At 64.7% G+C, this 21104-nt stretch carries 18 protein-coding genes and 1 pseudogene; 11 read left to right on the top strand and 8 right to left on the bottom strand.

The window, feature by feature from the left end; all coding sequences use genetic code 11:
- Positions 1-8 precede the first annotated feature (8 nt).
- Positions 9-704 (bottom strand): slipin family protein, encoded by a 696-nt coding sequence (locus WBA38_RS15115; RefSeq protein ID WP_424323036.1) that lies wholly within the window; start codon positions 702-704, stop codon positions 9-11.
- A 450-nt stretch (positions 705-1154) separates the two neighbouring features.
- Here WBA38_RS15115 and WBA38_RS15120 point away from each other — a divergent pair, with 450 nt between their 5' ends.
- Genes WBA38_RS15120 through WBA38_RS15130 form a run of 3 tightly spaced genes read left to right on the top strand, consistent with a single transcriptional unit; the run spans position 1155 to position 3766 of the window.
- Positions 1155-1859: a response regulator transcription factor gene (locus WBA38_RS15120; RefSeq protein ID WP_424295144.1), complete on the top strand. Its 705-nt coding sequence runs from the start codon at positions 1155-1157 to the stop codon at positions 1857-1859.
- Positions 1856-3316 (top strand): sensor histidine kinase, encoded by a 1461-nt coding sequence (locus WBA38_RS15125; protein ID WP_424295146.1) that lies wholly within the window; start codon positions 1856-1858, stop codon positions 3314-3316. Before WBA38_RS15120 ends, WBA38_RS15125 begins: the two co-directional genes overlap by 4 nt.
- 21 nt (positions 3317-3337) lie before the next feature.
- Positions 3338-3766: an HIT family protein gene (locus tag WBA38_RS15130; protein ID WP_424295148.1), complete on the top strand. Its 429-nt coding sequence runs from the start codon at positions 3338-3340 to the stop codon at positions 3764-3766.
- A gap of 28 nt (positions 3767-3794) precedes the next feature.
- Here WBA38_RS15130 and WBA38_RS15135 read toward each other — a convergent pair whose 3' ends face one another.
- Together WBA38_RS15135 and WBA38_RS15140 are read right to left on the bottom strand one after the other, a co-directional pair.
- Positions 3795-5906: a RecQ family ATP-dependent DNA helicase gene (locus WBA38_RS15135; protein ID WP_424295173.1), complete on the bottom strand. Its 2112-nt coding sequence runs from the start codon at positions 5904-5906 to the stop codon at positions 3795-3797.
- A gap of 321 nt (positions 5907-6227) precedes the next feature.
- Positions 6228-6731, bottom strand: a pseudogene (locus WBA38_RS15140) (MFS transporter); the annotation flags it as partial.
- 113 nt (positions 6732-6844) lie between these two features.
- Between WBA38_RS15140 and WBA38_RS15145 the strand changes: the two are divergent.
- Complete coding sequence (locus WBA38_RS15145) at positions 6845-7510, top strand: helix-turn-helix domain-containing protein (RefSeq protein ID WP_424295150.1); 666 nt, start codon at positions 6845-6847, stop codon at positions 7508-7510.
- Between the two features lie 133 nt (positions 7511-7643).
- Here the strand turns inward: WBA38_RS15145 and WBA38_RS15150 are convergent, their stop codons facing one another.
- Positions 7644-8228, bottom strand: coding sequence for an LppA family lipoprotein (locus WBA38_RS15150; RefSeq protein ID WP_424295152.1), 585 nt, complete (start codon positions 8226-8228; stop codon positions 7644-7646).
- Positions 8229-8480: 252 nt separating this feature from the next.
- On the opposite strand from WBA38_RS15150, the gene WBA38_RS15155 reads away from it, so the two are divergent.
- The 4 genes from WBA38_RS15155 (at position 8481) to purD (ending at position 14372) form a co-directional block, all read left to right on the top strand.
- A complete protein-coding gene (locus WBA38_RS15155) occupies positions 8481-9752 on the top strand; it encodes a glycosyltransferase (RefSeq protein WP_424295154.1) in 1272 nt (423 codons plus the stop codon).
- A complete protein-coding gene (locus WBA38_RS15160; RefSeq protein WP_424323037.1) occupies positions 9749-11785 on the top strand; it encodes an ArnT family glycosyltransferase in 2037 nt (678 codons plus the stop codon). The genes WBA38_RS15155 and WBA38_RS15160 overlap by 4 nt, the downstream gene beginning before the upstream one ends.
- Before the next feature lie 82 nt (positions 11786-11867).
- Positions 11868-13061: a low temperature requirement protein A gene (locus WBA38_RS15165; RefSeq protein ID WP_424295158.1), complete on the top strand. Its 1194-nt coding sequence runs from the start codon at positions 11868-11870 to the stop codon at positions 13059-13061.
- Between the two features lie 57 nt (positions 13062-13118).
- On the top strand, positions 13119-14372 hold the full coding sequence (purD, locus tag WBA38_RS15170; RefSeq protein WP_424295160.1) for a phosphoribosylamine--glycine ligase: 1254 nt from the start codon (positions 13119-13121) through the stop codon (positions 14370-14372).
- 62 nt (positions 14373-14434) lie between these two features.
- Here purD and WBA38_RS15175 read toward each other — a convergent pair whose 3' ends face one another.
- The 4 genes from WBA38_RS15175 to WBA38_RS15190 all read right to left on the bottom strand — a co-directional run bounded on the left by WBA38_RS15175 (position 14435) and on the right by WBA38_RS15190 (position 16484).
- Positions 14435-15382 (bottom strand): alpha/beta hydrolase-fold protein, encoded by a 948-nt coding sequence (locus WBA38_RS15175; RefSeq protein ID WP_424295162.1) that lies wholly within the window; start codon positions 15380-15382, stop codon positions 14435-14437.
- Positions 15383-15623: 241 nt separating this feature from the next.
- Positions 15624-15758: a hypothetical protein gene (locus tag WBA38_RS15180; protein ID WP_424295163.1), complete on the bottom strand. Its 135-nt coding sequence runs from the start codon at positions 15756-15758 to the stop codon at positions 15624-15626.
- Positions 15759-15793: 35 nt separating this feature from the next.
- Entirely contained in the window at positions 15794-16186 is a 393-nt protein-coding gene (locus tag WBA38_RS15185) for a DUF302 domain-containing protein (RefSeq protein WP_424295165.1), read from the bottom strand.
- A gap of 37 nt (positions 16187-16223) precedes the next feature.
- Positions 16224-16484, bottom strand: a complete 261-nt coding sequence (locus tag WBA38_RS15190) for a metal-sensitive transcriptional regulator (protein WP_424295166.1) — start codon at positions 16482-16484, stop codon at positions 16224-16226.
- 107 nt (positions 16485-16591) lie between these two features.
- On the opposite strand from WBA38_RS15190, the gene purB reads away from it, so the two are divergent.
- The 3 genes from purB to WBA38_RS15205 are packed head-to-tail and all read left to right on the top strand — an operon-like array spanning position 16592 to position 21062.
- Positions 16592-18019 (top strand): adenylosuccinate lyase, encoded by a 1428-nt coding sequence (gene purB / locus WBA38_RS15195; RefSeq protein WP_424295168.1) that lies wholly within the window; start codon positions 16592-16594, stop codon positions 18017-18019.
- Positions 18020-18028: 9 nt separating this feature from the next.
- Complete coding sequence (locus tag WBA38_RS15200; protein WP_424295170.1) at positions 18029-18925, top strand: phosphoribosylaminoimidazolesuccinocarboxamide synthase; 897 nt, start codon at positions 18029-18031, stop codon at positions 18923-18925.
- The gene (locus WBA38_RS15205; protein WP_424323038.1) at positions 18918-21062 is read left to right on the top strand and encodes a S9 family peptidase; all 2145 of its coding nucleotides are present in this window, start codon (positions 18918-18920) and stop codon (positions 21060-21062) included. The genes WBA38_RS15200 and WBA38_RS15205 overlap by 8 nt, the downstream gene beginning before the upstream one ends.
- The last annotated feature ends 42 nt before the right edge of the window (positions 21063-21104 follow it).

The following is a 21104-nucleotide window of genomic DNA, read 5'->3' on the forward strand; positions in this document are numbered from 1 at the left end:
TTTGCCGATCAATCCGCCACGACAGCCGCAGTTTCGCCCAGCCCGATGACGATCTTGGTGCCGTAGGGTGCCGCCTGCACCATGCGCAGCTGCGCAAGGGCGGGTGACGCGTCGAGCATCCGGCCGGCGTTCGCGAGAGCCCGCAAAGCTGCGGTCTCGGCGCGAGCCTCGGCAAGGCGTGCCTCACCGCGAGTTTTCGCGGTGAGCAATTCCAGCGCGGCGGAACGCAGTTCGTGCGGGACAATCAGGTCCTTCACGACGACGTCGCGAACCTCGAGGCCCACGCTGGCGCCGGCCTCGACGGCCGCGGCGCGGACGTCGGACAGGTCGATAGCGCGAGTGGAGCGAGACAGCAGCTCTTCGACGGCAAGGCCTGCGATCGCATCGCGCAATGCCACCTGAACGGCAAGGTACACCACCGAATCGGGGCTCTCGGCGCGCTCGATGAATCGCACCGGGTTGATGACACGCACCATGGCCGCGGCGCTGACCCGGATAGTCGCAGCCTCCGCGGTGGTGATTTCCTGCGGCGCGAGTGACAGGATCCGCTCGCGGATGGAGACCACCTGGACGGTGGCATCGCCCGGAATCCGATGGGTGCCTGGATCCAGCACCCGAGGTTCGGTGCCGTCACTGTAGACGACGGCACGATGACCAGCCGGAACGAACAGCTTTCGGCCAGTGATGGTGGTGATAAATGACATGGCAGAACTCCTTCCGGTGGTTGTGTCTGCGCGTGTTGGGTTGGTTATAGACATGACATGGATCGACGGGACGCCGAGTTCCGCTCACCGCGCGGCCTGTTGACGGGGCATCCGACGACGCTGCACTCGTGGCGCAAAGTGGATCGGTGCCGCAAAGTCGACAGGGTCGCTGTTGCGGTGGGCGGAACCAAGCAGATGAGAAGGGAGTCGAACCCGAGGGCCTGCTGGCCCGGCCACGTGGTTCACCGGCAACGTGCGGAACCGCGGACGGTATCCCGTGGCGGCCGCCTCCCGATGGACCGACGAGAACTCTGCCAGAACCTCCGAAATCCGGCAATCAATTTTCTGACCTGCAAGTTTTGGTACGGCTGCCGGATTTGGGCGGCACTCACAGGAACCTCCCAGTCGTTTGCCAGGCCCTGCGGCGACGGACACGGCAAGCTGGTAGCCATGACTGTTGCAGACAAGCCCGCCAAGGTTCTCGTCGTTGACGATGAGGAGAACATTCGGGAACTGCTGTCGGTGTCGTTGAAGTTCCAGGGCTACGACGTGGTGGCCGCCGCTGATGGGCCGCGCGCCCTCGACATTGTGCGCACCTTCAAGCCCGACGTGGTGGTGCTCGACGTGATGATGCCCGGCATGGACGGCTTTGGCTTGCTGCGGCGACTCCGCGCCGACGGCATCGATGCGCCCGCGCTGTTCTTGTCCGCGCGGGACTCGGTGGAAGACAAAGTCAACGGTCTCACCATCGGTGGCGACGACTACGTCACGAAGCCGTTTAGCCTCGAAGAAGTCGTCGCGCGCCTCGGAGTGCTGTTGCGGCGCAGTGATTTCAGCGAGGCGGAGAAGACAGCACGGATTGTGTTCGCCGACATTGAACTCGACGAGGAGACTCACGAGGTTTTCAAAAACGGTGAGCTGGTGCCGTTGTCGCCGACCGAGTTCACCCTGTTGCGGTACTTCATGGTGAACGCCGGGACGGTCCTGTCGAAACCGCGGATCCTCGATCACGTGTGGAGCTACGACTTCGGCGGTGACGTCAACGTCGTCGAATCGTATGTTTCCTACCTGCGGCGCAAGGTCGACACCGGCCCCAAACGGCTCATTCACACCCTGCGCGGTGTGGGCTACGTGATGCGGGAGCCCCGCGAGTGACTTCAACTCAACGCGCCACAAATCCGCGGAGTACGCGCAGGGGTGTGCCGTTGCGGGTCTCGCTGGTAGTGCTCACCGCACTTCTCGTCGCGCTGGTTTTGGCGGTATCCGGGTTTGCGGTGACCTCGGCGATGCGCGGCAACCTGCTGTCGCGGACCGACGCGGGCCTGCAAGATGCCGTCAACGGCTGGGCCCGCCCCCGCGATATGGGGCCGGGGCATGGCAATGGGCCGCCCGGGCCACGTCGACCACCTTCTCAGTACTACGTCGCCACCGAACTTCCGAACGGGATGTTTCTGACGATCAGCGACTTCTCCTCAGATCCTGATCTCAGTTCGCTGCCCGACGGCAACTCGGCCCCGGTCACCGTCAACTCCGACGGTCCGGGACCCCAGTGGCGCGTCATCAAACGCCAGTCCGACACCGGTTCGACGATCGTCGCTATACCCCTCACTGACGTGCAAGAGACCATGAGTCGACTGATCTGGTTGCAGGTTGGCATCGGCGCGGTGATGGTTGCCGTGGTCAGCGTTCTTAGCTCCCTGCTGGTGCGCTCCAGCCTGCGGCCGCTGCGCCGCGTCGAAGAGACTGCCCATGCCATCGCCGGGGGTGACCTGCATCAACGAGTTCCCCCTGCGCCAGCAAACACCGAGGTCGGAAGCCTCGGCCAGTCCATCAACGCCATGCTGACGCAAATCCAGGGGGCTTTCGCCGCGTCTGAACGGTCGGAACTTCAAGCGCGCGAATCGGAAGAGAAAATGCGCCGGTTTGTCGCTGACGCTTCCCACGAACTCCGCACCCCGCTCACCTCGATCCAGGGCTTCTCCGAATTGCTGTCGATGGGCGCGGTCGACCCCGACGACGCCGTCGCTCGGATTTCTGCCGAAGCTGAACGGATGGGGCTACTCATCGAAGATTTGCTGATGCTTGCCCGCCTCGATGCGCAACGGCCGCTGCGTCGGGAGGCCGTGGAAATGGTTCCGCTGGTGGCCGACGCCGTCGAAGCCGCCCGCGCTGCCTCACCGGAACAATCCATCGCCTTGGATGCTCCGGCGACGACTGGTGACCCGGTGATTAGCGGTGACCCGGCACGACTAACGCAGGTGGTCCGCAACCTCGTCGGCAATGCCGTCGCCCATGCCGGTACCGACGCCGAGATCCACGTTCAGGTGACGGCTGGACCGTCGGAGGTGACGGTCGTGGTGGCCGACAATGGTCCCGGGATGTCCGCCGACGACGCCGCGCACGTCTTTGAGCGCTTCTATCGCGGCGACGACTCCCGCCACCGCGAGCGCGCCGGTGCAGGCAACGGTCTCGGATTGTCCATTGTCGCGGCGCTGGTCGAGGCGCACGGCGGGCGTGTCGGCGTCGATACCGCGCCCGGCGCAGGCGCGCGATTCTGGTTCGTGCTGCCCCGGATCGATACGGGTGGCATCGAGGTGCCTGCGCTGGCCTGACTCGCGTCCTAGACTCGGGGCATGCCTTCGGTTTTCACGCACATCATCAACGGCGATCTGCCGGGCCGCTTCGTCTGGAAAGACGGGACCGCAGTCGCCTTCCTGACCATTGCCCCGGTCACGCCCGGTCACGTCCTTGTGGTGCCACGCAAGGAGATTGACCACTGGGAGCAGATCGATACGCCGACATTCACGCACATGACGGACGTGGCGCAGAAGATCGGGCGCGGCGTTAAAGAAGCGTTCGATGCGCCGCGCATGGGTCTGCTGATCGCCGGCCTCGAAGTGCCGCACCTGCATTTGCACGTGTTCCCCGCGCACTCGCTGGAGTCGTTCGACCTCACCAAGGCCGACACCGATCCCTCACCCGCGTCGCTCGACGAGGCCGCCGACAAGATCCGCACCAGCCTCCGTGCCCTCGGCTACGGAGAGAACGTCCCGGACGCGTAAGTCCGGGAGCGTCACGCAACGGTTAGGTCTACGCCGTCCGGTGAATCACCAGCGGTAGCACCGCGCTCGCGCCTGCTTCCCGCAAGGCTGCTGCTGCGAGGGTGACTGGCCAACCGGAACTCGTCTCGTCGATCACCAGCAGCACGGCACCCTGCACCGCGGGGACCGGCCCGAGGTGATCGCGCCAGTAGGCGGCTTCGGTGCCACCGGTCGCGTCGCGGCCGGGAAGCTGACCGGGCATCACTTCGAGAGGGCCGCCACCGCGCTTGCCGACCTCGCGGAGTCGTGCGGCGAGGGTGGCTGCGAGAGCACCGCCGGTGAGGTCGAGCGAGCAGATCAGGTCGGGGCGGACGCCCGAGGACTTGCCCCACGCTGCGACGACATTGACTGCGGCCTCCGACAAGGCGGCGACGGCGCGCTCGTTTCCGGACCGGACGGCATTGAGAACATCGCGCCATTGCGGGGCGTCGGCGAAGGCTAGGACGCGGCCGACTTCAGCCATTGCGCCGGGCGGAATACGACCGCGGGTGCCGAACTCGCCGCCGGGCCACATCTTTCGCGGTTCCAGAATGTCGGCGTCGCGGCGGAGCACACCTCCGACCGTGCGCACGACGTCGATGGCCGGTGCTTCAGCGAGACCGGGCGTGATCTCACCCCGGCACACCGAGCACTGGCCGCAATCCTCGGAGCGGGGATCGTCGAGGGATTCGGTCAGCAGGCGCATCAGGCACTTCTCGCCGCGGATAAAGGAGCGCATGATGTCGGCTTCGCGGCGTCGCACGGCCAGCACGCCTTCGTAGTGTTCGGCGTCGTAGGTCCAGGGCTTGCCGGTCACGAGCCAACCGTCGCTGGTGCGTTCGACGGCGCCGTCGACGGCTAACTGCTTGCACATCAGTTCCACTCGGCCGCGTCGGATGCCGGTCGCCGATTCCAATCCGGGGACGGTCATCGGCCCATCGGCCGACCGCAGGGCCTCGAGCAGTCGTTCCATGCGGTCGGGGTCGGGGATGGTCGCGGTGGCGAAGTGTTCCCAGATGGCGTCGTCGAGGGTGGAGGCGAGCAGCATGACGACGGCTTCGTCGAGGGCGCGGCCGGCACGACCGACCTGCTGGTAGTACGACACCGGCGACGGCGGTGCCCCGACGTGCACCACGAACCCGAGGTCGGGTTTGTCGAAGCCCATGCCGAGGGCCGACGTCGCGACGAGGGCTTTGACGCGGCCGGCGAGGAGGTCGTCTTCCAGGCGGTGCCGGTCGTCGGGTGGGAGGCCGCCGGTGTAGGCGGCGACCGCGTAGTCGTCGCCGTGCAGCGCGCGGATGGCTTTCACGAGGCGGTCGGCGTCGGCGACGGTGAGCACGTACACGATCCCCGAACCGGGCAGCATCGGCAGTTCCTGCGCCACCCACGCGTATCGCTGCAGCGGGTCGAGGCCGTCGATCACGTTCAGGTGCAACGACTTTCGCCCGAGTGGACCGCGCAGCACGAGAGTGGCATTGCCGAGTTGCTTCGCTACGTCGTCGGTGACGCGCGCGTTGGCGGTGGCGGTGGTGGCGAGCACGGAGGTCTGCGGGTTCAGGGACTGCAGGACGTCGGACACGCGGCGGTAGTCGGGCCGGAAGTCGTGGCCCCAGTCGGAGATCGCGTGGGCTTCGTCGATCACGACCAGGCCCAGTTTGCCAGCGAGGGCTTCGAGGACGCGCCGCCCGAATCCGGGATTGGCGAGCCGTTCGGGGGACACGAGTAGGACGTCGAGGGAACCGCTGAGGAGGTCTTGCTCGATGGCAGCCCAGTCGTCGATGTTCGCGGAGTTAACGGTGGCGGCGCGCAGCCCGCCGCGGGTGGCCGCGGCGACCTGGTCGCGCATCAACGACAGCAGTGGCGACACGATCAGCGTGGGACCGCCGCCCGCCCCGCGGATAACGGCGGTCGCAGCCCAGTACACGGCGGACTTGCCCCAGCCGGTTGCCTGGACCACCAGTACGCGTGCTCCCGGTGCGGCGAGCGCGGCCACAGCTGTCTCTTGGTCGGGGCGAAGTCGGGCATCGGGACCAGCGAGCGAGGTAATGACGCCGTCCGCGATCTCCCGCTGAGCGGGCGTCAATTGGGGTGAGCTGAGGTCGGGTGGCGTCGAAGTGCTCATGACGCCCAATCTATCCCCGCGCACCGACAGCGACGAACGCGTTATCCACAGGCGTGACGTGGGACCTCTCGGGAGCACGTGCTTACTGGAAGTCGGTATAACCGGTTGGCTCTGAGCGGCGAGCAAGTCTCGAACCGAGCCACCACCTCGCACATCGCCAGCTCCGACAATGATGGCAGCACCGATTCGCCTCTCGCGATTGCCGAACGATTGGTCGGCAAACTGCAATCGCGAGTCAATGTCCGAAGACAGTGCGCCACTTGCGATGTCAACGTCGAGGTCGCCATTCTGCGAAGGTTCGGCGGCGATCCGTTCAATCCGGCGACGTATGACGAGGACCGCGCACAGTCCGATAGCTGTTGCGCCAGCGGTGCCAAGAAATACCGTCGCGGTGCCGCTGAGCCCGCCCACTATCCCGGCGACGACTGGTCCAGCGACTTGACCGAGGTACTGGGCCGAAACGTTGTAGCCAAGAACCAAACCGACGGACGTATCGGGCAGCAGATGGCGAATGGTTGCGACCACCGTCGGAGTGATTCCGCCCAGCGCGAGACCGGTGGCAAAGCGGAGTAGGGCAAACATCCACACGTTCGGCATGAACGCTTGCACCGCGAGGAGTGCCGTCGCGAAAGCGAGGCTAAACGAGAGCACGCGCAGATGGCCCGTGTGGTCAGCCAGGCGCCCCAGCCATGGACCAGAGATCACAGTGCCGAGTGCTGTCACAGAAAACACCACGGCCGAGTAGATTGCCACGCGCTCAGTAGTGCCAGTGAGATGCTCGACATGGACAGCAATGATCGGCTCGACGGAGATCGTTGCGAACATCAAGACCGTAGACAGGCCCAGCAGTGAGAGCACGGTGGATTTGTGCGGTACTGCCTTCCACGCTCCGCGAGTCTTGGCTGCAGTCTTGCGGGCTGTGGCCTCAGGGGGGCTCTTTGAGGAAGATCACCGTACCGAGGAATGTCACAAAGATTAAGGCACCGGTCGCGGCCACTGAGGCGGGGATCAGTGTCGACTACTACGCCCGCCTCGAGCAGGGCCGCGAGCGCAACCCAAGCGATAGCGTGCTTGTCGCGATAGGTGCCGTCTTGGGCTTCTCCGATGACGACTATGCCTATGCGCGAGCACTTCGGTCCGAGTCAATGCCGAGTCGATCGGAAACCTATCCGGCTGAGCGACTTCACGTCCTCGTCGAAGCCGTTCGTCCGAACCCCGCGTATGTCCTTGACCGCGTTAGCAACGTAATCGCTATCAACCCGGAAGGTGCTGAGTTGTTCACTGGGCTGATGGACCATCCGCACCCGAACATCTGCAGGTATCTGCTGCTAGACCGTCGCGCGCGCACTCGTTTCGTCGACTGGCGCGACAATGCGCGCGGCAGTGTGGCCGCGCTCCGAGCCGCGAACAGCGCTGGTGCGACGCCCGAGTTTACGGCCCTGGTTGACGAACTCGCCGTTGCCTCACCAGAGTTCAAGACTTGGTGGGAGGAATACCAGGTCGCACCCGGAGAGGTTCGCGGAAACGGTTCGGAGAGCCGACCGGCGAGATCCGCACCCTCTCGTACGAATCCCTCCGACTGCCGGACACAGATCTCCGTATGACTCTCTACATCGCTGACCAACGCCAGCAGTAGATGTGGCACCGAAACGATTGACGATGTTTGATTCGGTGAATCTGGGGTTCCCCAGGTAACCGATTCCGTGTGAATGAATAGCTCGGCGCTTGTCTACCGATCTAGCGGGTTGTCGGAGGCGTTGCGAGTTGTTCCTTCGTGAGGCGGCAGCCGGTATTCGCTTCGATTACTGCAGCGACCGCGGATGTGAGCGAGAGGATGGCCCCGGTGGTGCGACTGCTGTAGGTGACGTTGTACTTGCCGGAGGTTCCGTAGGGCAGGGAGTGTGCGGTCGACGCGGCGCTGTTGACCGCGGTGCGCACGGCGTCGGCCACACCCGGCCAGTCTTTGTCCGGAACTGGGGTGTCCGAGACGATAAAACCGAAATCAACTGAAGTGCCGCCCGCTTCGCTCTCGGCTGCCTTGCAGCGGTGGGTACCCGGACTGGGCTTCTGATTAACCCGCCAGGTCAGTCCCGGTGATGCCGCAGTGGTGGTTTCGATGACCTGCTTCAGGAGGTTGCTCATGGCCTCTTCGGCTTCTTCGCGAGGAGGGAGCGTTCGTAAGTGTTGTGCGGCTTGGGCGACTTCGCTGGGTTTTGGGCCGGCGTAGCGGTCTTCTTGGAGTTCGCTGATTCCGCATCCGGCTAGTGCTGCGGATAGGAGGAGTGCGATGCCGCAGGTGCTGATGGATTGTTGTCGGGTCATCGCGCTAGATGTCCTGGTTTTGGCCGAGCCCAGCGATGACAGCGGCCATATTGTCTTGCCAATTTTGTCGCCCCCCGCGAACTGAAACCCCGGCTATGCGACCCTTCGTGATGATTCGGAATCTGTATGGAGATTCTGGCAAAAGGTAGCTATTTCCTCGGAATGTATCGGGTTCGCCGGAAAACCACCACCCACAGGAATCTCGCAGGTGTAGCCCAGGGGCACGGGAGGCTCGGGGCCGAGGCTGAACCAATGACAGAAGTCCTGCGCCCGGATCAGCAGCCGACCCGCATCACCGAAAACCCAACGCGGGGACCGGTTTTGGACGTGGTGATGCCGGTCTACAACGAAGAACGAGACGTTGAGCAATCGGTTCGCCGCCTGCATCGTCACCTGCACGACAGCCTCCCGTACACCTCGCGCATCACCGTCGCCGACAACGCCAGCACCGATTCGACCCTCGCCATCGCTCAACGATTGGCTGCTGAACTCCCCGACGTCCGCGTGGTGCATCTTGACCTCAAGGGTCGCGGACGGGCACTGAACCAGGTGTGGAGCCACGACGACGCGCAGATCGTCGCCTACTGCGATGTGGACCTCTCGACCGACCTGAATGCCCTGATGCCGCTGATCGCGCCACTGATTTCCGGGCACTCCGACATCGCGATCGGCACCCGCCTCTCGCACTCGTCGCGGGTGGTGCGCGGCGCCAAACGGGAATTCGTATCGCGGTCGTACAACCTGATCCTGCGGACCGCGATGCGCGCCCGCTTCTCCGACGCACAGTGCGGCTTCAAAGCCATGCGGTCCGACGTAGCCCGCGAACTACTGCCGTACGTCGAAGACACCGGCTGGTTCTTTGACACCGAACTCCTCGTCCTCGCCGAACGCGTTGGCCTGCGGATCGCGGAAGTCCCCGTCGACTGGATCGACGACCCCGACAGCAGCGTCGACATCGTGGCCACCGCCATCGCCGACCTCCGCGGCTGCGCGCGCGTCGCGTGGGCCCTCGCCACCGGCCGGATCCCCGTCGCCGAACTCCGGAAAACACTAGGCAGGCAACGGCTTCCGGGACCGCAGATCGACGGCGTTCCGCACGGTCTCGTCGGCCAACTCGTGCGGTTCTGCGCCGTCGGGCTGACATCGACCCTGGCCTTCGCCTTGCTGTTTCTCCTGCTGCGTCCACTCGGACCGCAGGTTGCGAACTTCCTGGCCCTCGCGGTCACCGCAGTCCTCAACACCGCGGCCAACCGGCGCTTCACCTTCGGTGTGCGTGGTGCCGAAGACCGGGCACGGCACCACCTCTTCGGTTGGGGCGTCTTCATTTTCGGCTGGCTGGTGACCGGCGGATCGCTCCTCGCCCTGCACCGCTGGCAACCCGACGCCAGCGCCGCCGTGGAACTCACCGTCCTCGTCGTCTCCAACCTCGTGGCCACCGCAACCAGGTTCGTCGGACTCCGATGGATCTTCCGACGACGCCCCGCAACGACCCTCGCCACCCAACCCGAACGGAGTGCCGCATGACCGCCACCGTCCTCAACAGACCCCAGCCCGCAGACGCCGAACCTGACGATCCCGCACGAGAATCGCGGGGGCCGCTGTACCGCGGCCTGTCGTTGGCGGCGATGCTGATCGGCACGGGTGTCCTGTACCTGTGGAACCTGTCGATCAACGGCTGGGGAAACTCCTTCTACACCGCGGCCATCCAAGCGGGATCGCAGTCGTGGAAGGCCTGGTTCTTCGGCTCGTCCGACATGGCGAACTCCATCACCGTCGACAAACCGCCTGCGTCCCTGTGGCTTCCGGCTCTCTCGGTCCGAGCGTTTGGCCTCAACTCGTGGTCAGTGTTGGTCCCGGAAGTCCTGATGGGCATCGGATCGGTGGCACTGCTGTACTTCATCACCCGCCGCTACTTCGGGCATTGGACGGCGATCGCCGCTGGGGCCGTCCTCGCGTTGACACCCGTCGCGGCACTGATGTTCCGCTTCAACAATCCCGAAGCGCTGCTGATCTTGCTGATGATCGCAGCGTGCGGCGCGGTGTTGCGTGCCATGGAACCGGGGCAGACTGCACGACGCAGCACCTGGTGGATGGTCGCGGCAGGCGCGGCCGTCGGTTTCGGGTTCCTCACCAAGCAACTCGAAGTGATGGTGATCGTGCCCGCGATGGCGCTCACCTACCTGGCGTTCGGCCCGGGACGATGGCTGCGGCGCATCGTCGACCTGCTGGCCGCACTCGTCAGTTTGATCGTGAGTGCCGGATGGTGGGTACTCGCGGTGGAGCTGTGGCCAGCGTCGAGTCGTCCGTATATCGGTGGCTCACAAAACAATTCGATCCTCGAACTGACCTTTGGTTACAACGGACTTGGCCGGCTCAACGGCAACGAACACGGCAGCGTCGGCGGTGCCGGAGCACACCGCACGGCCGGTGCCGCAGCCGAAATGTTCGGTCCCGGAGGCCCTGGCGGACCGGGCGGCGGTGGTTGGGGTTCGACGGGCATCTTCCGCATGTTTGAGGCGGCGCAGGGCGGACAGATCGCCTGGCTGATTCCGTCGGCCATCATCGTCGGCGTTGCCGCGCTGGTGCTGATCGGCAAGGCCCCGCGAACCGATCTGCGACGCGCTTTCCTCGTGATCTTCGGCCTGTGGTCGGCCATCATGATCGGCGTCTTCAGCTTCATGGCTGGCATCTTCCACAGCTATTACACGGCGGCCATCGCACCGGCATTGGCGGCAGTGATCGCGGCAGGTGCAGCTGTCTGCTGGGGTCAGCGCGACAAACTGTGGGTGCGACTCGCATTGGCAGCTGCTACCTGGGCGGCCGCAATCTGGGGTTTCTACCTGCTCAATCGGTCGCCCGACTTTGTGCCGTGGCTGCGGTACGTGGTGCTCGTCGTTGGACTGATCGGTGGTGCAACGCTGCTCATTGCCCGGACCGGACTCCTCGCGATCGTGGCAGCAAGCGCGGCGATCCTCGCCGGACTACTGGGCCCGATCGCTTACACCCTCGACACCGTGACCACGGCCAAGCAGGGATCCATCATCAGTGCGGGCCCGCGCGTGGCCGGTGAATTTGGCCCGGGCATGGGCGGCGGCAAGCATGGGCGCGGCTTCGGTCCCGGGATGCCCGGCATGCCTGGCGCACCGGGCCAAAACCCGCCGGGCGCAGCAGGCTCCCCGGCGGGAGGCCTCCTGAACGGATCGACGCCGTCGGAAGAGATGGTGGCGCTCCTGCGGACCAACGCCGACGATTACACGTGGGTGGCCGCCGCGGTCGGATCCAACGAGGCGTCCGGCTACCAAATTGCGTCTGGCTACTCGGTGATGCCGATCGGTGGCTTCAATGGCACCGACCCGTCGCCGACGCTGAAGGCCTTCCAGGACGACGTCGCGCAGGGCAAGATCCACTACTTTCTCAGCGGCGGTCGTGGTGGGCGCGGTTTCGGTATGGGGGAGAGCGGCAGCTCGGCGGCCATCAGCAATTGGGTGAAGGCGACCTTCCCGGCCACCACCGTCGACGGCGTGACCCTGTACGACCTCACCGCGCCAAAAAACTAGCGGCACGAGAGGGCGGCGACCCAATCTAGGCACGTTCACGCGTTAGGCTCTGCGCGTGAACGTGCCTACAACGCTTCGTCGAATGACTGGTCGGGACCCCAACGAAGAAGGCCGCGCCGCCAGTTCCCTGGAAGTGTTCTACGACCTGGTCTTCGTCGTCGCCTTCTCTATCGCTGGCGTTCAACTTGCCGAATACCTTGCTGAAGGTCACTACCGGACGGCAATCATCTCCTACTCGCTGGCGACGTTCGCCGCCATGTGGGCGTGGATCAACTTCGCCTGGTTCGCCTCCGCCTTCGACACCGACGACTGGGTGTACCGACTCCTCACTCTGGTGCAAATGATTGGCGTTGCCATCATCTCGATCGGCATCCCGCCGGTCTTCTCCTCAATCGACGCCAACGCGCACGTCGACCTCGCGACCGTCGTCATCGGCTACTTGGTGATGCGGGCGGCGATGATCGTCCAATGGTTGCGGGCCGCCATCCAAGCCCCCGACCACCGCGCGACCTGCCTCACCTACGCGGGCATGACCGCTATCGCACAGATCGGCTGGGTCCTGGTGGCGGTCCTTCCGTTGAACCTCGCGCCGACACTGCTCGCAATCGCGGTGTGCGTGGTCATCGAACTGCTTGGACCGGCCATCGCCGAAAGTCGCTTCGCCAGCACGCCGTGGCATCCCGGGCACATCGTCGAACGCTATTCGACGCTGGTCGTCATCACCCTCGGCGAAGGCGTCGTCGGGACCGTCGCCGTGCTGCAAGCGGTGATCGGACGGTCCGGGTGGACCACGGAAACCGCGGTCCTTGGCCTTACCGCCATGGGCGTCACCTTTGCCATGTGGTGGCTGTACTTCCGGCTTGACGTTGGTGGCCCCCTCGCCAAGAGTCCGGGAAAAGCCTTCCTCTTTGGGTATGGGTCGATGGTCATCTTTGCCGCGTGCGCAGCCGTTGGCGGAGGCCTACACGTGGTGGCGCTGTGGATTGAACGCCAAGCGTCAATCTCGACGACGGGAGTCCTTGGGGCCGTCGCCATCCCGATTGGGATCTTCTGCCTCGGCACGATCGCGATGTATTACGCGCTGGCCGGTGTCGACTCGCTTCTGGTGCCGCTCCTATTGGTGACGGCATTGCCGCTGCTCGTAGCCGTGGTCATGGTGACCGGCGGTGCGGGAATGCTGGCCAGTGTCGTCGTCGCTTGCCTGTCGCCGGTGTTGGGCGTGATCTTGCTGGAGTTGACCACCCGGTGGCGTAACGAGCGCTCCGTGAACCGGTAACCGAGGTCAACTGCGCCCGAGGCGAAGATTCCCGCATCTACCCACTACCCTGAAAGCGTGCGCGTACTCGTGATCGGCTCGGGCGGCCGCGAACATGCCCTCCTCCTCGGACTCGACCGTGACCCCTCGGTCACCGAACTCCACGTGGCTCCCGGCAATGCCGGTACCGCCTCGGTGGCGACCAATCATGCGGTCGACGTCGCCTCGGCCGATGCCGTCGTGGCGTTGGCGCGGGAGATCGCGGCCGACCTGGTGGTCATCGGACCCGAGGTACCGCTGGTCCTCGGAGTTGCCGATGCGCTCCGCGAGGCTGGCATCGACACCTTCGGCCCCAGCGCCCAGGCCGCGCAGATCGAGGGTTCCAAGGCCTTCGCGAAAGACGTCATGGCGGCCGCCGGTGTGCGAACCGCCCGCGCCGAGATCGTCGACAACCCGGCCGAACTCGACGCCGCGCTCGACCGCTTCGGCCCCACCTGGGTTGTCAAAGACGACGGCCTCGCCGCCGGTAAGGGCGTTGTCGTGACGCCCGACCGCGCCGCCGCTCGCGCCCACGCCGCCGACTGCCTCGAAAACGGACACCCGGTCCTTCTGGAGAGTTTCCTCTCCGGCCCCGAGGTGTCGCTGTTCTGCCTCGTCGACGGTAACGACGTGGTCCCGCTCCTGCCCGCGCAAGACCACAAACGCGTCGGCGACGGCGACACCGGCCCCAATACCGGTGGCATGGGTGCCTACACGCCGCTGCCGTGGCTGCCGCAAAGCATGGTCGACCGCATTGTCGACGAAGTCTGCAAGCCCGTCGCCGCCGAACTCACCAAGCGCGGCACCCCGTTCTCCGGCCTGTTGTACGCCGGTCTCGCGATCGACGACGAAGGTCCCGCCGTCGTCGAATTTAACTGCCGCTTCGGCGACCCGGAAACGCAGGGCGTGCTCGAGCTGCTGGAGTCGCCACTCGGTGCGGCGCTCGCCGCCACCGCCCGCGGAACCCTCGCCGATCTGCCTGCGCTGCAATGGCATCCCGGTGCTGCAGTGGTGGTCGTGCTGGCTGCCGAAAACTACCCGGGGCGTCCCCGGACCGGCGACCCGATTGTCGGATCTGGAGCCGAAGGCGTCCTGCACGCGGGCACCAAGCTGAACAACAAGGGCGAGGTCGTTTCGTCCGGTGGTCGTGTGCTTTCGGTGGTCGGACGTGGCGCGGATCTGAAGGCTGCGCGCGCCCAGGCCTACGAGCGTCTCGCTGGCATCAAACTGGTCGGCGCACACTTCCGCACCGACATCGGCAAGGCTGCCGAAGACGGTCAGATCAGCCTGTAGTTCCTCGCTTGAACAGCAATATCGCCTCCCGGCCGTTGTCGGGAGGCGATATTTGTTTGCAACTAGCGTGCAGCCAAAGCCAGGTTGCGGCCCAGGAACTCCACCTGATCGGGGAGGACCGACCGCCAAAAGCGATTCGTATGGCCGCCGGGTGATGTCGAAAACGCTGCCGGCGGATGCAGGTCGGCGGCCCACTTGCGCCCGTACGTGTAGAACTGATCGGCCATGCCCACCGAGATCATGACGGGGATCTTCGCGAAAGCATGCTGTTGGCCGAACAGTGAATTGGCCTGGTAGTCCTCGTAAGAGTCGAAGGCGCGGGGCGGGAAGTTCATGGGATCAGCCCACATGGCCGGTGAGCTCGCTGCAATGGCGGCAACGCGCGGCGCGCCGATCAGCGCGCCCAGTCGGAGCGCACCGTATCCGCCCATCGACCACCCGTACAAGCCGATGCGATCGGTCCGCAGATTGAGTTCGGCATTGTTCTCAAGCATCGGCATGAACTCGTCGACGATCATGGCCGCACCGTCGGTGCCGTCGGCGCGGAGATGGAAGTAGTTGCGTCCCACGTCGACGCTTGCCACGGCAAACGGCGCGTTGCCAGCTTCCACATACTGCTGGACGACGCCCTGAATGTTAAGGGACTTGCCAAAGATGCTGCGCTCGTTGGTGTTCAACGCATGCGCAACGATGACCACGGGTAGTTCGCCGGTGACTCCGCTGGGGCGAGTCACCGCCCATCGTGTTTCGCGGCCTGCCATTTTCGGGGAGATGAAACTCCCCTTGATGAGTGGGGGATCACTGGGGATTTCCGGGGGCGCGGTCTCGATGGGCAGTTGGTCGTCGCCACCAATATTGGCGGCATCTTCCGGCATCAACGTCTCCGGCGTGGCACAGGCAGCAACCCCGCCCAGTGCGGCTAAGCCTGCGATCCCGCCGAGCACCGCGCGACGAGACACGCTACGACGTGGGCGGTTGGGGTCGGACGAAGGCAATTGCGCAAGAGACATAACGGGTCGGAGTCTACCGCCAGGCGGGGCGACGACGATATTCCAGCGATCAGGAGGGCCGCTCGGCCCCGCCCTTTCCGGGCTCGGGGACTCCTCGGGTCGTTGGTCCTGGCGGTCAAGCGCAGAAAACTGCTCATAAATCGACCTCCGAGGGTAAATAACCCTCGGAGGTCGATTTACGAACAGATTTTCTTAGTTCACCGGCGCGGAGCCCAAAACCCCGGCCAAAACGAACCTACGACTACGCGCTGACGCGGGAGTCGGGGCAGGTGCAGCGCTGTTCGGCGGGGACGGGGGCCATCACGTCGGCGACGTGTTCGCCGCAGCCATCCCAGGTGATCTTGGTGCACTTGCTGCAGGTAACGGGGTAACACATAGAGAAATTTCCTTTGGGTTGAGAGGGGCAGTCGATCAGAGTGATTCGATGGCCGCGGTGAGCTTCTCGGTGGCGGAATCAGCGACCGCGACGAGGTCCGGGTTGTCGACGACAGTCACCATCAACTGCGGATTCATCGCTTCGACGATACTGCGCTGCGGATTGTCGACATCGGACCGAACAACCACGTTGCACGGCAGCAGCAAACCGATCTGGCGTTCGGCGGTGACGGCGCTGTGCGCGAGCGGCGGGTTGCAGGCGCCGAGAATTACATAGCCTTCCATTTCCGCGCCGATCTTTGCCTTCAGCGTGGCGGCCATGTCGATCTCAGTGAGCACCCCGAAGCCCTGCGCGGCGAGTGCCTCGCGGGTCTTGGCGATGGCGTCGTCGAGTGGTGCATCGATGGTGGTTGCGATAGCGATTTCCATGGTGATTCCTTACTCGTAGGGCTGGAGGTGGGGTGCCTCACGCGAGGGTGAGGAAGAGCTTTTCGAGAGTTTCGATGTCGGGGCCGTCGCCGCTGGTGTCGGAGACGCAATCGCGCAGGTTAGTGGCGATGATCTTGAAGCCCGCACGGTCGAGTGCGCGGGAAACAGCAGCTAGTTGCGTGACAACGTCCTTGCACTCGCGGCCTTCTTCGATCATCGAGATGACCCCGCCGAGCTGGCCTTGCGCGCGCTTAAGTCGGTTCAGTACGGCGGTCATGGATTCCGCATCGCCTTGCATGGGTCCTCCTGGGGGTCGTTCCAACACCCACCACTATACCCCTAGGGGTATCTAACGTGCATTTGTCGTTTACCTGCCACACCTCTGTGGCACTACACTCGGTAGGCGTGGGTAAACCTGCTATTAGCAATGTCCTGGCCAATCGCTACGCATCCGCGGATATCGCGGAGATCTGGTCGCCGCGCAACAAGATCGCCCTGGAGCGTCAGCTCTGGATTGCGGTGATGAAAGCGCAGCGCGACCTCGGGATCGATGTACCGGCGGAAGCAATCGCCGACTACGAGCGCGTCGTCAACGACGTAAACCTCGAGTCGATCGCCGACCGCGAGCGCATCACCCGACACGATGTGAAGGCGCGCATCGAAGAGTTCAACGACCTCGCCGGTCACGAACAGATTCACAAAGGCATGACCAGCCGCGACCTCACCGAGAACGTGGAGCAGCTGCAGGTCTTGCTGTCGCTGGGGCACGTCCGGGCACACGGCATCGCCCTGCTGGCGCGCATCACCGAGCGCGCCGCGCAGTACGCGTCGCTGGTGATGGCTGGCCGCAGTCACAATGTCGCCGCCCAGTCGACCACCCTCGGCAAGCGCTTTGCCTCGGCCGCCGATGAACTGATGCTGGCATTGACCCGCGTCGACGAACTCATCGCGCGCTACCCGTTGCGCGGTATCAAGGGCCCGATGGGTACCAGCCAGGACATGCTCGATCTCCTCGACGGCGACGCCGACAAGCTCGCCCAGCTCGAGCAGAAGGTCGCCGAGCACCTCGGCTTCGCGAACTCGTTCACGTCGGTGGGCCAGGTGTACCCGCGCTCGCTCGACTTCGACGTCGTCTCCGCGCTGGTGCAGGTGGCGGCGGGACCGTCGTCGTTGGCGACCACCATCCGACTGATGGCCGGCCACGAGCTGGTCACCGAAGGCTTCCAACCCGGCCAGGTTGGTAGCTCGGCGATGCCGCACAAGATGAACACCCGCAGCTGCGAACGCGTCAACGGTCTGGCCGTGATCCTCCGCGGCTACGCCTCGATGACCGGCGAGCTTGCTGGCGCGCAGTGGAACGAGGGCGACGTCTTCTGCTCGGTCGTCCGTCGGGTGGCATTGCCCGACGCCTTCTTCGCGATCGACGGACTCATGGAAACTTTCCTGACGGTGCTCGCCGAGTTCGGCGCGTACCCGGCCGTCATCGGCAACGAACTCGAGCGCTACCTGCCGTTCCTGGCGACCACCAAGGTGCTGATGGCATCGGTGCGTGCAGGCGTCGGACGCGAAACGGCTCACGAAGCCATCAAGGAAAACGCCGTGGCCGTCGCCCTCGCGATGCGTGAGGAAGGTCGCGAACCCGACCTGCTCGACCGGCTCGCCGCCGACGACCGCATCCCGCTCGACCGGGCCCAGCTCGACGCGCTGATCGCCGACAAGTCGGCCTTCGTCGGTGCCGCCGAAGCTCAGGTCGCCACCGTGATCGCGAATGCGGCCGCGTGGATCGATGCGAACCCCGAGGCCGCGGCGTACACCCCGGCCCCCATCCTCTAGGAGCCAGACATGCGACCCACCCTCGCCGACTACCGGCATGTCGCGTCCGGCAAGGTCCGCGACATTTATGAGATCGACGCCGACACCCTGCTGCTGGTCACCTCCGACCGCATCTCGGCTTACGACTTCATCCTCGACACCCCAATCCCCGATAAGGGCCGGATCCTGACGGCGGCCAGCTTCTACTGGTTCGACGTCCTCGGCGTGCCGAACCATCTCGCTGGCGGCCCCACCGATGAGCGGATTCCCGCCGAATTGGTGGGACGGTCGATGGTCGTCAAGAAGCTGCCGATGGTGCAGGTGGAATGCGTGGCCCGCGGTTACCTCACCGGGTCCGGACTCGCCGACTACAACGCCACCGGTTCGGTGTGCGGCGTGGCGTTGCCCGCTGGGCTCGGTGAGGCCGACAAGCTTCCCGAGCCGATCTTTACCCCGGCCACCAAGGCCGAAATGGGCGAGCACGACGAGAACGTGAGCTTTGAACACGTCGCTGCGACAGTGGGCGTCGAACTCGCAACGCAGCTGCGCGAGCTGACTTTGGACATCTACGGTCGTGGCTCGGACCTGGCCGCTGAACGCGGAATCATCTTGGCCGACACCAAGTTTGAGTTCGGTCAGGCCGAAGACGGTTCGCTGGTGCTGGCCGACGAGGTGCTGACTCCGGACTCGTCGCGCTACTGGGATGCGGCGACGTACGAGCCCGGCAAGGTGCAGCCGAGCTTCGACAAGCAGATTGTTCGCAACTGGCTCACCGGCCCGGAATCGGGCTGGGATCGCAAGGGTGAAATTGCTCCGCCGCCGCTACCAGCCGACATCGTCGAGCAGACCCGTGCCCGGTACATCGAAGCTTACGAACGGATTTCGCAGTTGAGTTTCGCTGATTGGCCGGACCGCCTCGATGGCTGACCGCATTAGCCCGCCGGTCGCGAAGAAGGTTCCAACCGAGCGGGTGCATCACGGCGACACCTTTGTTGACGAGTACGAGTGGCTGCGCGATAAAGACAACCCGGAAGTCATCGCGTACCTGGAAGGCCAGAACGCCTTCGTCGAGCAAGAGACCGCGCACCTGGCTTCCCTGCGCAGCGACATCTTTAACGAGATCCGCTCGCGCGTCCAAGAGACCGACATGAGCGTCCCGACGCGTAGTGGGGGCTACTGGTACTTCACCCGCACCACCGAAGGACTCGCCTACGGAGTGCGGGCGCGTTGCCCCATCTCGGGCCCAGACGATTGGACACCACCCGAGGTGACGCCCGGCGTCGACCTCCCCGGTGAGGTGGTCTTCTTCGACGCCAACGTGGAATCGAAGGGGCACGACTTCTTCAGCCTCGGTGCCATGTCCGTAAGCCACGACGGCGACTGGCTGGCCTACAGCACCGATGTGAAGGGCGACGAACGCTACGACCTTCGCATCAAGAACCTCGCCACCGGCGAACTGCTGCCCGACACCATCGCCGGGATCTCGGCGGGGGCCACGTGGTCGCTCGATGCGAAGTACATCTTCTATACGACGGTCGACGATGCCTGGCGGCCCGACACCATCTGGCGTCACGAAGTCGGATCCAGCGATCCTGACGTGCAGGTTTTCCACGAACCCGACGAGCGTTACTGGGTTGGTATCGGGACCACGCAGTCGGACGAGTACCTGGTGATCGGCGTTGGCTCCAAGGTCACGTCGGAAGCGATGGTGCTGCGCGCCGACGACCCGACCGGTGAGTTTGTCACGGTGGCCGGCCGTACCGAAGGCGTCGAATACTCGGTCGAGCACGCGAAGATTGACGGTCGCGACTGGTTTGTCGTCGTCCATAACGATGAGCGTGATGGCCGCAAGGCCCTCGACTTTGCCGTCGATATTGTTCCCGTCGACAACCTGGCCGACCGCCGCGAACTGATTGCCCACCGCCCGGGTCGCCGGGTGGAAGAAGTCGACTGCTTCCGCGACTACCTCGTGTTGTCGTACCGGGAAGACGCCTTGCCTCGCTTGGCGATTGCGGACCTGCGACGCATCGATGGTCTGCCGACGCTCGACGATTTTGTGGAGGTCACGTTCGATCAAGAACTCCGGTCGGCGGGGCTCGGCGCGAACGCCGAGTGGGCCACGCCGAAGCTGCGGATCGGGTACGGCAGTTACGTCGACCCGTCCGAGGTGTTGGATCTTGATGTTGCGACCGGCGAGCGGACGCTGCTGCGCCGGCAACCGGTCCTCGGTGGCTATGACGCGTCGCAGTACACGGCGGTTCTTGAATGGGCTACGGCCAGCGACGGAACGCGGGTGCCGGTGTCGTTGGTCTTCCGCCGCGACTTGGACCGGGCCAAGCCCGCGCCGACGTTGCTGTATGGCTACGGGTCGTACGAGACGTGCTTGGACCCGGGTTTCTCGGTGGCACGACTGTCGATGCTCGATCGTGGCATGGTGATGGCTTTCGCGCATGTGCGCGGTGGTGGCGAGATGGGTCGCGCCTGGTACGAGAACGGTAAGACGCTCACCAAGAAGAACACGTTTACCGACTTCGTCGATGTGGCACGCTATCTCATCGACACCGGTTGGACGTCGCCCGAGCATCTGGTTGCCGAGGGTGGCAGCGCCGGTGGGTTGTTGATGGGTGCCGTTGTGAACTTGGCGCCGGAACTGTTCAACGGCATTCTCGCCGCGGTGCCGTTCGTCGATGCGTTGAACTCGATCTTGGATCCTTCGCTCCCGCTGACCGTGATCGAGTGGGATGAGTGGGGCGATCCGCTGCACAATGCGGACGTCTACGAGTACATGAAGTCGTATACGCCGTACGAGAACGTTGAGGCCCGGAAGTACCCGGCGATCCTGGCGGAGAACTCTCTCCACGACACCCGCGTGCTCTACGTGGAAGCGGCGAAGTGGGTCGCCCGCCTGCAGGAATGCACCACATCCGACCAGCCGATCCTATTGAAGACCGAAATGTCGGCTGGCCACGGCGGCGTCTCCGGCCGCTACAAGCAGTGGGAAGAGACCGCCTTCGAACTGGCCTGGATTATGTCGCAGGCCGGTGCCGTCCCGCGCCACCCCTGACCGTTCCCGCATGATGCGTTGAATCCCGCTACACGTCAGACG

The organism is Gordonia sp. (in: high G+C Gram-positive bacteria) (assembly GCF_049647785.1).
Classification (GTDB): Bacteria; Actinomycetota; Actinomycetes; order Mycobacteriales; family Mycobacteriaceae; genus Gordonia.

What these genes read in the sequence shown, in the direction of transcription:
- WBA38_RS15115 (WP_424323036.1), bottom strand. Translation starts at nt 704, where the DNA reads ATGTCATTTATCACCACCATCACTGGCCGAAAGCTGTTCGTTCCGGCT.
- WBA38_RS15120 (WP_424295144.1), top strand. Translation starts at nt 1,155, where the DNA reads ATGACTGTTGCAGACAAGCCCGCCAAGGTTCTCGTCGTTGACGATGAG.
- WBA38_RS15130 (WP_424295148.1), top strand. Translation starts at nt 3,338, where the DNA reads ATGCCTTCGGTTTTCACGCACATCATCAACGGCGATCTGCCGGGCCGC.
- WBA38_RS15135 (WP_424295173.1), bottom strand. Translation starts at nt 5,906, where the DNA reads ATGAGCACTTCGACGCCACCCGACCTCAGCTCACCCCAATTGACGCCC.
- WBA38_RS15150 (WP_424295152.1), bottom strand. Translation starts at nt 8,228, where the DNA reads ATGACCCGACAACAATCCATCAGCACCTGCGGCATCGCACTCCTCCTA.
- WBA38_RS15155 (WP_424295154.1), top strand. Translation starts at nt 8,481, where the DNA reads ATGACAGAAGTCCTGCGCCCGGATCAGCAGCCGACCCGCATCACCGAA.
- WBA38_RS15160 (WP_424323037.1), top strand. Translation starts at nt 9,749, where the DNA reads ATGACCGCCACCGTCCTCAACAGACCCCAGCCCGCAGACGCCGAACCT.
- WBA38_RS15165 (WP_424295158.1), top strand. Translation starts at nt 11,868, where the DNA reads ATGACTGGTCGGGACCCCAACGAAGAAGGCCGCGCCGCCAGTTCCCTG.
- WBA38_RS15175 (WP_424295162.1), bottom strand. Translation starts at nt 15,382, where the DNA reads ATGTCTCTTGCGCAATTGCCTTCGTCCGACCCCAACCGCCCACGTCGT.
- WBA38_RS15180 (WP_424295163.1), bottom strand. Translation starts at nt 15,758, where the DNA reads ATGTGTTACCCCGTTACCTGCAGCAAGTGCACCAAGATCACCTGGGAT.
- WBA38_RS15185 (WP_424295165.1), bottom strand. Translation starts at nt 16,186, where the DNA reads ATGGAAATCGCTATCGCAACCACCATCGATGCACCACTCGACGACGCC.
- WBA38_RS15190 (WP_424295166.1), bottom strand. Translation starts at nt 16,484, where the DNA reads ATGCAAGGCGATGCGGAATCCATGACCGCCGTACTGAACCGACTTAAG.
- WBA38_RS15200 (WP_424295170.1), top strand. Translation starts at nt 18,029, where the DNA reads ATGCGACCCACCCTCGCCGACTACCGGCATGTCGCGTCCGGCAAGGTC.
- WBA38_RS15205 (WP_424323038.1), top strand. Translation starts at nt 18,918, where the DNA reads ATGGCTGACCGCATTAGCCCGCCGGTCGCGAAGAAGGTTCCAACCGAG.